The organism is Clostridium sp. UBA1056, from assembly GCA_002316385.1.
In the GTDB taxonomy this organism is placed as follows: Bacteria; Bacillota; Clostridia; order Clostridiales; family Clostridiaceae; genus Clostridium_J.
The window spans coordinates 49470-65392 of sequence record DCDL01000061.1 but is presented as its reverse complement, the minus strand read 5'-3'; the positions used below and the strand labels follow the sequence as shown (position 1 = coordinate 65392).

The 15923-nt window shown below is 28.6% G+C and carries 14 protein-coding genes; 5 read left to right on the top strand and 9 right to left on the bottom strand.

All coding sequences use genetic code 11. From position 1 onward, the window contains the following. Window positions 1–64: 64 nt before the first annotated feature. Window positions 65–2356, bottom strand: a complete 2292-nt coding sequence (locus B3W71_RS17455; RefSeq protein WP_346890215.1) for an AAA family ATPase — start codon at window positions 2354–2356, stop codon at window positions 65–67. A 221-nt stretch (window positions 2357–2577) separates the two neighbouring features. Here B3W71_RS17455 and B3W71_RS17450 point away from each other — a divergent pair, with 221 nt between their 5' ends. The 4 genes from B3W71_RS17450 to B3W71_RS17435 all read left to right on the top strand — a co-directional run bounded on the left by B3W71_RS17450 (window position 2578) and on the right by B3W71_RS17435 (window position 5155). Further along, a complete protein-coding gene (locus B3W71_RS17450) occupies window positions 2578–3009 on the top strand; it encodes a hypothetical protein (protein ID WP_346890214.1) in 432 nt (143 codons plus the stop codon). Window positions 3010–3322: 313 nt separating this feature from the next. After that, window positions 3323–4015, top strand: coding sequence for a FadR/GntR family transcriptional regulator (locus B3W71_RS17445; RefSeq protein WP_346890213.1), 693 nt, complete (start codon window positions 3323–3325; stop codon window positions 4013–4015). Between the two features lie 91 nt (window positions 4016–4106). After that, complete coding sequence (locus tag B3W71_RS17440) at window positions 4107–4466, top strand: CidA/LrgA family protein (RefSeq protein WP_346890212.1); 360 nt, start codon at window positions 4107–4109, stop codon at window positions 4464–4466. Then, a complete protein-coding gene (locus tag B3W71_RS17435) occupies window positions 4463–5155 on the top strand; it encodes an LrgB family protein (RefSeq protein ID WP_346890211.1) in 693 nt (230 codons plus the stop codon). The genes B3W71_RS17440 and B3W71_RS17435 overlap by 4 nt, the downstream gene beginning before the upstream one ends. Window positions 5156–5494: 339 nt before the next feature. On the opposite strand, the gene fliB is transcribed toward B3W71_RS17435, so the two are convergent. Then, window positions 5495–6733 (bottom strand): flagellin lysine-N-methylase, encoded by a 1239-nt coding sequence (fliB, locus tag B3W71_RS17430; RefSeq protein ID WP_346890210.1) that lies wholly within the window; start codon window positions 6731–6733, stop codon window positions 5495–5497. A 419-nt stretch (window positions 6734–7152) separates the two neighbouring features. Beyond that, a complete protein-coding gene (locus B3W71_RS17425; RefSeq protein WP_346890209.1) occupies window positions 7153–9702 on the bottom strand; it encodes a calcium-translocating P-type ATPase, PMCA-type in 2550 nt (849 codons plus the stop codon). A gap of 163 nt (window positions 9703–9865) precedes the next feature. Between B3W71_RS17425 and B3W71_RS17420 the strand changes: the two genes are divergently transcribed. Then, complete coding sequence (locus B3W71_RS17420) at window positions 9866–11506, top strand: putative manganese-dependent inorganic diphosphatase (RefSeq protein ID WP_346890208.1); 1641 nt, start codon at window positions 9866–9868, stop codon at window positions 11504–11506. A gap of 182 nt (window positions 11507–11688) precedes the next feature. On the opposite strand, the gene B3W71_RS17415 is transcribed toward B3W71_RS17420, so the two are convergent. From B3W71_RS17415 to B3W71_RS17390, 6 genes are all read right to left on the bottom strand, one after another. Then, entirely contained in the window at window positions 11689–12411 is a 723-nt protein-coding gene (locus tag B3W71_RS17415; RefSeq protein ID WP_346890207.1) for a hypothetical protein, read from the bottom strand. Window positions 12412–12593: 182 nt separating this feature from the next. Beyond that, entirely contained in the window at window positions 12594–13382 is a 789-nt protein-coding gene (locus tag B3W71_RS17410) for a flagellar hook-basal body complex protein (protein ID WP_346890206.1), read from the bottom strand. 36 nt (window positions 13383–13418) lie between these two features. Next, on the bottom strand, window positions 13419–14201 hold the full coding sequence (locus B3W71_RS17405; protein ID WP_346890205.1) for a flagellar hook-basal body complex protein: 783 nt from the start codon (window positions 14199–14201) through the stop codon (window positions 13419–13421). Beyond that, the gene (locus B3W71_RS17400; protein ID WP_346890204.1) at window positions 14194–14346 is read right to left on the bottom strand and encodes a hypothetical protein; all 153 of its coding nucleotides are present in this window, start codon (window positions 14344–14346) and stop codon (window positions 14194–14196) included. The genes B3W71_RS17405 and B3W71_RS17400 overlap by 8 nt, the downstream gene beginning before the upstream one ends. Window positions 14347–14396: 50 nt before the next feature. Beyond that, complete coding sequence (locus tag B3W71_RS17395; protein WP_346890203.1) at window positions 14397–15056, bottom strand: hypothetical protein; 660 nt, start codon at window positions 15054–15056, stop codon at window positions 14397–14399. Between the two features lie 15 nt (window positions 15057–15071). After that, on the bottom strand, window positions 15072–15806 hold the full coding sequence (locus B3W71_RS17390) for a FliA/WhiG family RNA polymerase sigma factor (protein ID WP_346890202.1): 735 nt from the start codon (window positions 15804–15806) through the stop codon (window positions 15072–15074). Between the last annotated feature and the right edge of the window lie 117 nt (window positions 15807–15923).

The window sequence follows — 15923 nt, the reverse complement described above, 5'->3', positions numbered from 1 at the left end:
AATTTTATAAACTTTAATTTTTATATAGCAAAAAACCTATGAAGTTAATCATAGGTTTTTAATATTATTTTTTCTCGTATTCAGTACATTGATTATCTATTATCTCTATTATCTTATCCATATTAATTTCTTCTGCATCAAACATTAATTCCATGGCATCCTCTACAGTCTCCATGGTATATATTTTAAATTTCCCTTCGAATATTGCTTTTTCAACTTCTCTTGAGAGTACTAAATCATCTTTGTTAGATAAGGGAATTACTACTCCACTCTCCTCTACATCACCCATAATCTTGCACACCTCAAAAAAACCCTCAATCTTTTCGTTTACACCTCCTATGGGCTGTACCTGTCCAAACTGATTTATAGAACCAGTAATAGCAATGTTTTGTTTAATAGGAAGCTTACAAAGTGCAGATATTATAGATATTGCTTCAGCTACTGAGGCACTATCACCATCTATAACTCCATATAACTGTTCAAAACTAAGATTAAAATCTACAGGTAAAGTTTTATACCCTCCATTGATGTTATTAATATAACCTTTTAGAATACTAATTCCTTTTGTATGAATTTTACCACTGAGATTTGACTCTCTCTGAGCATCTATAATTTTTCCTTCACCCTTAAAGCAAGTGCAGGTTATCTTAATAGGCCTACCAAAACTTGTATAACCTGTATCAATTACTGAAAGTCCATTAATTTGTCCTATCTTACTTCCTACAACATCTAACAGTAACTTTTTTTCATTGTATAGTTCTAGATAACTACTTTCTATAGTTTCCTTTTTATATGCGATCTGTTCTACATCTTCACCGTCAATGAATTCTCTTTCGTATTCTATTGCCCTATAATTAGCTTGTATTATAAGGTTTGATAATTCCTCATGATCAAAATATATCTTATTTTTATTCTCTGCCTTTCTAGATAAAAATTTTGTAATTTCTCTTACGCCACTAGAAGTTATAGGCTTAATATTATTTTTTTGAACTGCTCTATTTATTTCTTTTAATAATACGGCTTTAACACCATCATCTACCTTTAATACTCCTTTATAATCAGCCCTAGTCTTAAATATAGTTCTAAATTCTTTATCATAATTATATAGAGCGTCATAAATATCATAATCACCAATTATTATTACTTTTGTATTAATTGGCATAGGTACCGGTTTTAGGCTACCTAAAGTAAAAAGCTCTATATATCCTCTATTATAATCTAAATCTACCTTTTCTGATATTATAGCTCTCTTTAAATAGTAATAAGACTGAGAATTGCTCAATAGACTACTAGCTCTCAAAACTAAGCATCCTCCATTAGCTTTTACATAACTACCTGCTCTTATAGATTTTACTGTGGATACATATATGTTATTATGATTTTCATAATCTATAGAACCAAAAAGATTAGATACACTAGGATCCTCTTCAAAGATTACAGGTGGATGTGTAATTTCTGAATTATCAACAATTACATTTACATCATATTTATATATAATGTCTCTTATGCCTTCTTCATCATCTTCGTAATTGATAGAGTAATTTTCCTCCAATTTGCCCTTAATCTCCGTAATTAAGTAGTGAATATATGCCTTGGCCTCACTATCATCTTTAAATTCTTCTTCTATTTCTATATTTAATTCACTCATTTCTTCTTTAAAGAAGTTATCCATTATTTCTCTAATTCTATTTATTTCACCATTTTTCATATTTCTTAGCTTTTCTAATATATCATTAGTACTTACTTTTAATTCATCAACTTTATTTAATATATCAATTTTTTCTTCTTCTTTAAGATTATCATACTCATCCTCTGTCATCTCTTTTCCATCAATTAGTGGTATAAATGTAAATCCATCTCCACTGGCTTTTATGTTAAAGCCAAATTCTCTAGAAACTTTAATTAAATCTCCTATTATTTTGCTACGTCTGTCTTTTATAGTATTAATCAATTGATCTTTTTCTTTATTATCAATACCATTATAAAATTTAAATATACTTTCTGCATAAAATTCTTGAATTTTATTTACTATCTTTTTAAGCTTATTTCCGTATCCATTATTAACAAATAAAGAAACAGGTTCATTAGAATTTCCTTTTATAACATAGCATATATCCTTTGGTGGATTTCCATCCTTCAATATATGTTTTACATACTTTATAATATGTTTAACCCTATCCTTGCAAAACTCATCAACCAAGTAAATATTGTAACCTTCAGCATCTAAAAGAAGTGAGGTTTTAATTTTATTATATACATCTTTATATTGTGGCATTATAAATTCGCCTTCTATTTCTCTATCTTCAACAAGTTTAAAATCATACAAAACTTCACTGGGTTTTAAAACTCTTTTCATACTGTCCTCCCAAATAAAATCATTTAGTATATTAATATTCTTATAAAAGGACTTTGGGAACAAAAACCTAAAAATTATTGATATAATTTTTAAAAATTAAACATAAACTTGTTATAACAACTTAATTATTATATAATAATGATATTGTGTAATATTATACACTTACATATGGTCAGATATTATACTTAGTTATTTATTCTTCATGTAAAGGAGTTATTCATATGGGATTCAAAGACAAATTATCACAAAGTTATTCTAGCGCTTTTATAAATAAATACGGCGATAGAATAACTCAAGTTCAGGGAAGAGCCTTATCTGTAAAGACAGAAGAAAAATCTTTTCTTGGAATTTTAAATACTATTATTGTTACTATCGTAATAAAGCAAGATAATGTTAGAACTATAGCAACTTGTATTTATAAGAAAAAAAGATGGTTTAAAAAGCCAGAATTTATCCCCGTATCTCAAGGTCATTCTTTAGTTGTTCAAGGTTTAAAACCTGACTATTCTAAAAAGAAAAAGAAGAAAAAGAAATTTAAAGACTATATAAGCATAATGAATGTTATGAATCTTACAACTAAAAGAGACTTAGTTCCTGTTGAGGGTGGTCAAAAGAGAATACAGAGAGTAAGACAAGATAGAAGATTTAAATAGTAAAATAGCTTCTTTTAAGGTCACATAATATGAAAGTTTATAATTTCTTTCAAATTTAAAGCACAGGATATCAATTATATCCTGTGCTTTAATCATTAATTATGATACTTTAGTATATTAAAGTATTTAACAAGATTATCATTATACACTTATAATACTTGTAAAATTATACTTAAAGTTTATTAATCAATTAGATAATTAACAATAACTGTAATTATAATATAATTGTTAAAGTGATTACTATCATACAAATGATACTATAAATTAAATTTGTACAGTTTTTAAATCAAATAAATATAGTAAGGTGAAATTTATGGAAACTGAAAATAAAGCATACCTGAAAGTAATTCAGCATATTAAAAAACTACTTTTAAATGAACAACTATCTTTGGGTGATAAGCTTCCCACAGAGCGTGAATTATCAGAAATATTAAGTTTAAGTAGAAATTCTATACGAGAAGCAATAAAAATTATGGAGAATATGGGTATAATAGAAAGTCGTCATGGCTCTGGTAATTATTTAGTAGGCAATATAGGAAAAAGTTTTACTGATTCTCTATCCATGATGGTTTTAATGAAGCGAGTAGATTATCTTGAAATTAGCCAATTGAGACGCGGAATTGAAATACAAGCTCTATCGCTTGCAATGAATATAATTACAGAAGATGATTTATCTTCATTAAACCTCTTAGTGAATAAAATGTATGTATGCAATGAAATACAGCAAGCTACTTTAGATAAAGAATTTCACTATACTATTGTAGCTCTGTGTAAAAATGATTTAATGTTGAGTATTATGCAGTCATTATCAGAGATCTGTGAACAATTTATAGAATATGTACTTAATGGAACCTTAAAAAACGAAAAAAATCCTTTTATAAAATTACATAAAAAAATACTTGAAAGTCTGGTACAAAAGGATTTATCTATGGGTATTGAAGCAATTAATGAACATTATGATATTATTGATGAAAGTTTAATTAACGAAAAAAATAGTGGCAATTAGTCACTATTTTTTATTTTCTTCAATTTGACAGGATGAAAAAAAGGATGTACAATTCTAAATTGGTAGCACCAATTTAGAAAGGGATGTTTATATGAAATATATTCGGCAATTTGGGATTATCTTAACAGTGACTTTTGTTGGAGAAGTACTAAAATATTTTATTCCTTTACCTATTCCAGCAAGTATATATGGTTTAATTATCATGCTTTTCCTACTAAAAACAAAGATAATTTCCCTTGATCAAGTAAAAGATACAGGAACTTTTTTGATAGAAATTATGCCCTTAATGTTTATACCTGCAGCAGTTGGTTTACTAGTTTCTTGGGACATGCTTAAAGATATCTTTATTCCTGTTATTATCATAACTATCTTAACTACAATAATTGTTATGGCTATAACAGGTAAAGTTACTCAACTAATTATTAAGTTAGAAAGAAGGAATAAAAATTGAAAGATTTATTATGTAATTCAGTATTCTTTGGAGTAGTAGTTAGTATTGTTGGATATGAACTAGGTTTATTCTTAAAGAAAAAATTTAATAAGGCAATTTTTAATCCTTTACTTATTTCCATTATATTTGTAATGATAACTGTTGTTATTTATGGAGTAGATTTTGAAAGTTATAATAATGGAGCAAAATATTTAAGCTATTTATTAACTCCTGCTACGGTATGTTTGGCAATTCCACTATATCAACAACTTGATTTGCTAAAAAATAATTTAAAAGCTATTATGCTAGGAATTTTTTCAGGGGTAGTATCTAGTCTAACCAGCATATTTTTATTTTCTTTGGTTTTTCAGTTTACCCATGAGCAATATGTAACATTACTGCCAAAGTCAATTACTACGGCTATAGGCATGGGAATTTCAGAAGAGCTAAATGGGATTGTAACAATTACAGTAGCTGTTATTATTGTAACTGGTATCCTTGGAAATATAATTGCTGAAATAACTTGTAAGATTTTTCATATCCATGAGCCCATTGCCAAAGGAATTGCCATAGGAACAGCTTCCCATGCCATTGGAACTGCAAAGGCAATGGAAATGGGAGAAATTGAAGGTGCTATGAGTAGCCTAGCCATAGTAGTATCTGGATTACTCACAGTAGTTGGAGCATCAATATTTGCTAATTTTATCTGATCTATAGAGACTATAACACATCTATCCTATATGAAGGTGTTAGATAACAGTTGTACTATGTAATTATCATATATAACAGAACTTTAAAAGCAAAATTAGATAATTTTAATTAAAAGTTTATTTTTTACAAATTAAAAAGGAAGTAAATTAAAGTGTGATAAACTTATTATCTTATCTCTAGATAAAAATGTAGCTTTCAAAAGAACGGTTATGTATTACTATAAGAAAAAAAGATAAAAATACCTTATTGCAAAATGTATAAACATTTTTACAATAAGGCATTTTTTATATAGATACATTCAATATAAATAGTATAATATTTTCTTCATTTTCCCAAACCTAATTTTTTAACAATATAGCCATATAAGCCATAGTATTAAATCCATTGCTTTCCATTAAATTTTCAATATTTTTTAAATAAGTTGAGTTATGCTCTACAGTTTTTGAAAATGATTGAATTAATTTTACCACTAATTCAACTGTTAACCCTTTATTATATGCAGAAATTCCTACTAAGTGCATTTTTATTAGCGAATAGTGTATTACTAGCATCATATATGCATTAAACATCGATTTGGAATTTGTTAAAGGGAAGGCATTTTTAAATACATGGTTTACTATATAATTTTCCAGTATATAATCATGCTGATTTATAAATGGCGAATAGTAGTTTTCATAGGCACTTGTATATCTATGCCATATTTCATCTATCTTCACAGCATCGTCATAATTCATTCCATTTAAAAATTCTAAAAAACACTCTTTATATCGTCTACTATTTGCTCCACTTAAAATTTTTATATCAGCAATTTCTTTTAGTAGTTTCATTTGAATAAAACTTTCAGTTGGAATTTCTTTTAGATTACACTTTAATATACCTTTTTCAATGTAGCTAGAGTATAATTCTATCACTTCAGGTATATTGTTTATTTTGTTGTTATCAATAACTTCTTGAACTTTTTGGGTAAACAGTCCTAATATAATCAATCTCTCCCAAATTTCATAATCTCTGTTTTGTAATATAGATATTGTGAATATTCTTAGATCCCAAAAGTATTTACTTCCTTTTGGTAACATATTAATATCATTAACATTAAATTTATGGAATATGATATTAGTTGTATCCACTGATTCATCACATTGATCAAATTCCATAGGTTGTGGATTTAATAATGCAATCCTTACAGCTTGAGGACATGACATAGTAAGAGATTTCTCTAAAGTTCCATCTATGCTATTTGTTATCCTTGGATATACAGTGCACACATTTGATAAATAAGTGTGCCCTTTCTCTAACTGAATTTTACATAACTTCTTCTCATCCAAAAATGGACAGCGACCTTCTTCTAAATTGATTTTTGCATAGGTACTTTCATTATTACCAGAACGATTTCTGGATATATTTTTCTTTATTAAAGGAGTTAACTTACTATCTTTTAAACTTCTATATTTTTTGTATGTATTATGATCAATATCTACTCTCCATCCAATACAGCAACTATCTTCACAGTCAGATCCTATACAAGTAAAATTCTTAAAGTATTGTGGTATTAATAAGCTTCTCTTATGTTGCTCCATAATAGTCCTCCTAATTTTATAGCTATTATATCTATCGATACTCTTAGAATTTTCTTTATAATAATTAATATATACGAATAAAATCATTATTTATTTCATTAATCTTTCGTATGTTTTTATATTTTTATGTTCTTGAGCTTTCAATCTATTGGTACTACTAGATTTGGATCGCCTAGAGGAAACATAACTCTCTTATAATTAGAATGCAATTTAATTATAAGAATAGCATAATTTAAAGTAATGTACACAGGATATAAACAAAAATTCATAATCTAGAAACTATAACCATTGGCCTATTTATATTAAGTAAAAAATATCCAAATAAAATAATCCCTTATCATAAAATAATTTATATATTTTATGATAAGAGACTATTTACACGTGGATATATTAAGTTTTATCTGATGTATAGCCAATTACTATGATCTATTTCCTACAAAGGTAGCAATGCTATTAATAAAGGATATTATTCCTGAGAAAAATACTATAATTGCCCACTGACCAACACCTATAGGCATAGTATGGAATATACCTTGTAGTATAGGTACATAAATTATTAATAGAAGTGCTATTATAGAAATAGTAACTGAACCAATTAGATACATATTAGTGAATGGATTGATTTCAAACAAAGAATACTTTTCACTTCTACATTCAAATACATGAATTAACTGAGAGCAAATCAAAGTTCCAAGAGCTAAAGTTCTACAAACTTCTAATGTATATCCATAGTATTTACCTGCTAGAAATGCGAGAACAGTACAAACTCCAATTAAAGCTCCTCTAATTAATATCTTTTCTTTTAGCCCTCTTGCAAAGACACTTTCTCCCTTTTGTCTTGGCTTTTCATACATTATATTTTTATCTGGAGGATCTACACCAAGAGCTATAGCTGGAAGACCATCAGTAACTAAATTTACAAATAAAATTTGAATTGGAAGTAGTGGCACTTCTAAATAAAACAATGAAGCTAAGAACATAGTTAACACTTCACCTAAGTTACAAGATAACAGATATCTTATAAACTTTCTAATGTTATCATATATAACTCTTCCCTCTTCTACCGCAGTTACAATGGTATCAAAATTATCATCTAATAATATCATTGATGCAGCTTCTTTCGTTACATCTGTTCCTGAAATCCCCATAGCTATTCCAATATCAGCTTCTTTAATAGCAGGTGCATCATTAACTCCATCACCAGTCATTGCTACAATATTACCTCTACTTTTAAAGGCCTTTACTATTCTTAATTTATGTTTAGGACTAACTCTTGCAAATATTCTATAATTATCTATAGATTTTTCAAGTTCTTTATCACTTATTCTATCAAGTTCAGCTCCTGTAATTACTTCCTTACTCTCACTACAGATATTTAAATCCTTTCCTATTGCAAATGCTGTATTCTTATGATCCCCTGTAATCATAACAGGCTTTATCCCTGCAACTCTACATCTTAAAACTGCATCCTTTACTTCTTTTCTTGGTGGATCTATGATTCCAGCTACACCTACAAAAACTAAACCATTCTCCACCTTATCTCCCTTAATTAAATTATCCTCCTTATACGCACCTGCAATACATCTAAGAGCTCTGAAGGACATATCATCAATAAGCTTTTCCACACTTTTTCTATAAGGAATAGTTAATGGCTCTACTCTTCCATTTACTAATATATGTGAGCATCTATCTAAAACTCTTTCTGGAGCTCCCTTAACATAACATGTATCCTTCCTAGTAGTCTTATCCTTAACAATTACTGTCATCATTTTTCTTGTAGAATCAAAAGGTATATCAAAAATTCTTTCTACTTTATTATTAAAGGCTTCTACATCAGAAATCTTTTTAAAGAATCCTTTTATTAAGGCAGTTTCTGTAGGATCTCCCATTAAAGCCTTTTCCATAGAATTAACTGAATAGTTATAGTTACAATCATTACAATACACAAATATTTTTCTTAAGATATCATGGTCAAAGCTTTTATCTTCATCAATGTCATGGATTTTTCCATTGTGTAGTAGTGCTGTTACTGTCATCCTATTTTCTGTTAAGGTTCCAGTCTTGTCACTACATATTACAGAAGTACATCCCAAAGTTTCAACTGCTGGCAACTTTCTTATTAAAGCATTTCTTTTAAGCATTCTAGATACTCCTAAAGCAAGGGCAACAGTTACTATAGCTGATAATCCCTCTGGAATTGCTGCAACAGCTAAACTAACTCCAGATAAAAACATGTCATAGACATTCTCTCCTCTATAGATACCTAAAAAAGTTACCACAGCACATATAGCCAAGCAAAGAGCTACAAGTACTTTTCCAAGGGCATTTAATCTTTCCTTTAATGGAGAAGGCTCATCTTCTATAGAATGAAGCATATGAGCTATTCTACCCATCTCAGTGTTCATACCAGTTCCATATACCTTGGCCTTTCCTCTCCCGGTTAAAACAATAGTTCCCATATATATATTATTATCGCTATCATCTGGACTCTTGTGCACTCCTACTGACTCACCAGTTAGAAGAGATTCGTCCATCATAAGATTATTTCCTTCAACTAATATACTATCTGCAGGTATTCTATCTCCACTTTCCATTATAACTAAATCTCCCGGTACTAAGTATATAGAATTTATAACCTCAATTTTTCCATTTCTTATTACCTTAGCTGTAGGTGATGATAGTTTTTTCAACTGCTCCAAAGATTTTTCTGTTTTATACTCTTGTACAAAACCTAAAATTCCATTCATTATTATAATTATTAAAATAGTTATAGCATCTGCTTTATCGCCCATAAAACCTGATATCAAAGTTGCTACCATCAATATCCAAGTAATCAAGTCATTAAATTGAGATAAGAATATTTTTATAGGTGATACTCTTTTTTTACTTTGTAATTCATTTAATCCATACTCCTTTAGTCTATCTTCTATTTCATTAGTAGATAGGCCTCTATATTCTTTAGCATTCACATTTTCTCCCCCTTAACAATTTATTTTTATTTATAGTTAGAAATAATCTTTCATTAAAATATATGTACCATCCCATCATGATATGAAAACTTTAACTTTACATAAAGTAAATAAACATTTAAAATACTAATTATAAAATAGATAGTACAAAGGAAGGTTATTCATGAGAGATAAAGTATATATAACAGGACATAGAAATCCTGATTCTGATTCTATATGTGCAGCAATTGCATATTCGGAGTTTAAAAATAAAACTCAACGAATTAATGCTATTCCAATTAGACTAGGAGAAATTAGTAGAGAAACTCAATTTATCCTAGATTACTTTGGAGTTGAGCCACCACAGCTTGTTCAAACCGTAAAACCTCAAATTGTGGATTTAAAAATAGATACAGTAGCTCCTATTGCTTCAGATATTTCTTTAAAAATGGCTTGGTCTATAATGAAAAAGAAAAACATTAAGACTCTTCCAGTTATATATCCTAATGAAAAACTAGCTGGAATCGTATCTGTATCAAATTTAGCTTCTAGCTATCTAGATATATGGGACAATTATGTTTTAGCTAAAAGTAAAACAAAACTTAGTAACATTTTAGAAACTCTATCCGCTCAGATTGTCTACTTATCAGATGAAAATTTAGAGCTTAAAGGAAAAGTTGTAGTTTCTATGATGGAGCCAAATGATAGAAACCTAATAGAAGCAGAGGATATTTGTATCTGTGGTGATCGTGAGGTAGTTCAGGAGTTTGTATTAAAGTGTAATGCTAGATTAATGATTATTACTAATAATACTACTCCTTCTGAAAAAATTATTGAGCTAGCTAAAGAAAAAGGTTGTACTATAATTAGTACTCCGTATGACTCTTTTACTGCTGCTAGATTAATACCTCAAAGTATTCCTATAGAATATGTAATGACTAAAAATAATGTAATTACATTTTCCACTAATGACTTCATTGAAGATATCAAAGATATCATGCTAGAAACTAGATATAGAAGTTATCCTGTTTTAGATGAAGATGGTTCAGTAGTTGGAAGTATCTCTAGATATCACTTAATAACTCAACAAAGGAAGAAAGTAATTCTAGTGGATCATAACGAAAAAACTCAATCTGTAGATGGTCTTGAAGATGCAAATATCTTAGAAATTATTGATCATCACAGAATAGGAGATATTCAAACAGGTCAACCAATATATTTTAGAAATGAGCCTGTAGGAAGTACTTCTACCATAGTTGCTAACATATTCTTTGAAAATGGAATTAGACCATCTAAAAAAGTGGCTGGGCTTTTATGTGGAGCTATTATTTCTGATACTCTACTATTAAAATCTCCAACAGCAACTATTGTAGACGAAATTATTCTAAAGAGATTAGCTGAGATTGCAAGTATAGATATAGAAAAGTTTGCTCAAGAGATGTTTAAAGCTGGAACTTCATTAGAAGGAAAAAGTCCAAAGGAACTTTTATACCAAGATTTTAAAATCTTTAATATTGGTAATTTTAAAGTAGGAGTTGGACAAATAACTACTACTTATATGGATGGTTTTAGTCCACTTATTGATGATTTGAAAACTCTTATGGATGAAAAAGTAACTCAAGGTAAATTTGATATTATTATTCTTATGGTTACTGACATATTTAAAAGCTCTTCTCTATTTATTGTTTGCGGTGAACATAAAGAAGTATTCTCTAGAGCATTTAACATTAAGTTAAATAAAGGAACAGCTTACCTTGATAAGATAGTTTCTAGAAAAAAACAAGTTATTCCACCACTTACAGAGGTTATAAATCAAATTAAATAGTTGTAAAAATTTAAGAAGTGAAGGTAAATCTTATTTTAAGATGTGCCCTTCACTTTCATACTTATTAGTTTCTATTCATCAGCTAATGATTAATTAAGGTTTTCTTTTAGAAGTCTACTATAGCTCCAAATAAATATCATCTATTATAATATAATTTTATTCTAATTAATATAAAAATATTTTCATGAGATTAACAATTTTATCATTGAACCTTTATTTATCATATAAATCCAAAATATAATATATACAATAAAGCATACTCCATATATCACAGTTAAAAAATCCTTAACAGACAAATCATCAATTTTTCCTTTGTATACTCCATAGCTCTTTAGATAATGTACTCCTTTATCCTGTATATAGTAAAAGTTAACAGATTCAATATATGCAGCTAAAATATAGATATTTAATAATGGATTAGTAAATAAATTTATTAAAAAATCTCCTTTAAAATTAATTTTGAAGGTTTTATTTCTAAGTACATAGATAATATATAAGAACATTCCACCTATAAGAGTAGGAATAAGATTTAACATATTCAAGATACTATTCATAAATTTTAATTCTTTATCATCACTAATATAATATATTAGCGTATACATGACTCCACCTCCATTACCTATAATTAAAATATAGATTAAAGGTGCTAAAAAACCGCAAATCAGTGACTTACTAATTAAAGATAAGGTATTATAAAACTCTTTTTTTTCAGTCGATCTTTTAATTACAGTTTTCCCTTCACTATTACTTATTTCAATAACAAAGAAAGCTACAATAGCATTGACTAGTTCATTTTTAGAACTGATATTTACTACTATTCCTAATGCTACTATGAATATAAAATATATCCCTTGTAATAATTCCTCATCTTTTATTTTTCCATTAAGTTTAAAACTGATTCTCATAACTAAGCTATGACGGTCAAACCTCCAAAATAATATACTTAATAAACATCCAAATAAATATCCTACCCCATCATATCCCTCCTCTTATTTAAAGTTTATCTTTTGTTAATAGTATATTATATGTTTTAAAATATAAAAAAAGAATGAAAAACTGAGTCTTTCATTCTTTTCTCTTCCTATATCTATCTTAAATTATTTATCATATGCCACATATCATCTGCAGTTTTTAAAGCAGATGAATTTAATTGAAAGGCTCTTTGAGCTACAATCATATCAGTCATCTCCGTAGATACATCTACATTTGATTTTTCTGTAAATCCCTGATAAATGTTTCTATCTGTAGTTTCCAGTACAGTAGCTCCTTTTATTGGAACAAACAAACTTTGTCCTACAGAAATAAAGTCTCTATCACCTATTGTTTCATATGTTTTAATATCCCCAATTTTTATAGGATATCCATCATTATCCAGAGATAGAGCTCCATTGGGATCTATAGAAAATTTATCTTTAGAAAAGTTTATTGGACCTTCTGGTACATTTACTTCTTTACCATCTCCATCAGTTATCGATAATCTATATCCATTATTATCTACTAAAGTTCCTATAGCATCTACTTTAAAATTTCCATTTCTAGTATAAGCTACACTTCCATCTTGCTTATATACCTTAAATAATCCTTTACCATCTATAGCTAAGTCTGTAGATAATTTTGTCTCTGTTAGGCTTCCTTGAATTTTTACTCTAGATTCATTAGTGGATTTTACTCCTGTACCAATATAAAGCTTAGTATCTGCATTCTTAGAGGTTGGTACTCCCAATCTCTCTAAAGAACTAGTATAAAGGTCTTGGAATGTAGATGATAATCTCTTATATCCAACAGTTCCTACGTTTGCTATATTGTTTGATACTAAATCTAGCTTATTCTGCTGTGCTTGCATTGCACTTCTATTTGTGTAAAACATACCGTACATAAACTCACTCCTCAAATTCTCATTTATATATTTCTACTATCTAGCAGTACCTATTTCGTTGACAGCTTTATCTAAAGTAGAGTCTAAAATTTTTAATACAGTTGTATTACTTTCAAAGTTTCTCATAACTGTCATCATATTATTAGTTTCTTCTATTACACTGACATTAGATCCTTCAAGAGCGCTATTAACCACATATGGATTATTAACCAAGGTTGGATTAGTTCCTTCATAAAGGTTATATGTAAATTGATCTAAATTTTCATAGTTTCCTTCATTGTTCTTTGGAAAATCGACCACAGCTAATTTTCCTACCATTCTGTCATCCGCAGATATATTTCCAATATTATCAGCAGAAACACTTCCTTCTCCTATATAAATTGGTGCTAGTCCATTTCCACTTCTACCAAGGACTCTATCTCCACTTGAAGTCACTAGATATCCTGATGTGTCTACTGCAAAGTGACCATCTCTTGTATAATAATTTGTAGCTCCATTACCACTTTGACGTTGAACTACAAAAAAACCTTCTCCTTGAATCGCAAAATCAGTTTTTACACCTGTATCTCTTATACTGCCCTGCGAAAAGTTAGTAGTATGTTCATTTACCTCTACTCCATTACTCATAGTTCCAATGTTAACTCTTCTATTATTTTTTCCATCCTTATTAGAAATGTATACATCATCGAAACTCTTCATTGACAATATCTGCGATTTATACCCTGTAGTATTCATATTTGCCATATTGTTCATAATAGCACTTTGATTTTTTTCACTAGTAATTATTCCTGAAGCCACTGTGTATAGTCCTCTAATCATTATTTACACCTTCCTTTATATTTATTTTAATCTCATCTGGATAGCTCATTCCTAATTTTCTTGCTTGTATTTCAATTTCACCATCGCTAAGCTTATAGTCTATTTTAATAGGTATAGTAAAAAGTACACCTAATATTATACCCATACCTATACCAAATAAGATTTTCCTATCACTTAAAATATTTATACACTTTTTTATTTTAGGTATAATTCCTTTATTAATAAGACCTCACCCTTTCCTATACTAAGGCGTTGTGCGATAGTATCTTCACTTAAGCCTTGCCCCAATAGCTCTTTTACATCTTCAACTTTTAAGCTATTACTCTTTATACCTTTTTTAGGATTACTGTCTTTCTCTTCTTCTTTTAATTTCTCAGCTAATTTGTCCTTATTTTCAACTTGAATAAGAATATCATCATCCAAAGAGTCGATCTTATCTATTAATGTATTTATGTACTCAGTATTGATATTACTTTTATCTAAACTGTCTATATTCTCTACTGATTCCTCTTCAATGAATTCATTATCTTCATTTAATTTGTCCATATGTTCTGATAATTCATCTTTAGAATTATTGCACTTCTCTTCTGACATATTGTTAATAGGTTCATCATAGATTTTAAAGCCATCTTTTGATTCTTCATAATTCTCTCTTTTTAAATCACTTATTTCTCTTTGTAACTCAGTAATTGTTTTAGCAAATTCACTTCTTATTTCCACAAGTCTCATATCTACTTCATCTACATTAGATTCTGCTTCTACCATAGCTTTGTTAAAGTTCTTTTCATCTCTTCTTATGGCTTTTATATTTAGAGCAATTAAAGTTACTCCAATGGCAATTAATAAAATATACATATATTCACCTGTTTCCTATGACTTAATATCATATTGAAGTCTCTCAATTTCCTTTCTTAGGTTTAAAATAGCTCTACTATGTAATTGACAAACTCTTGATTCTGATACCTCTAATACCTCTCCTACTTGTCTTAAAGTAAGCTTTTCAAAATAATATAAATTCAATATAAGTCTATCTCTTTCCTTTAGATTATCTAGCCCCATTCTTAAATACTCTAACATTTCTTTTTCTTCCAAAGACTTTTGTGGAGAAGGACTTTTAGTATCTTCTATAGAATTGAGCAACGACATCTCTTCATCATCGCCAAATAAAATAGTTTCTAAGGACATCATTGAAATATAGTTTACATAACCTTGTATATCTGTAAGCTCCTTTAGACTTATTCCCATTCTTTTAGCTACTTCAGTATCTTTAGGCTCTCTGTAAAGCTCATTTTGTAGTTCTTCTACCACCTTATTATACCTATTAAGTTTATCGATGGCTCTTTTGGATATCGGGCTATTTTTTCTTATTTCATCTATAATACTTCCATTTATTCTTATGGCAGCATAGGTAGAAAATTTCATCCCCTTAGTGTTGTCATACTTATTTATAGCATCCATAAGTCCAATCATTCCATAACTTATTAAATCTTCATATTCAACATATTTATTTTTTCCTATGATAATCTTAGACGCAATATACTTTACAAGTGGTATATTTTTTTTAATTAACTCTTCTCTAACATCTACATCACAAGCTACAGACACATCATTTCCCTCCTTATTTTGCTTTTTATCTCTAACTATTTTACCAATTCACGATTTTCTGTATAAATCTCTATTTTATTATTGATTCCCATTATATTATTAACTTTCATGCTCTCC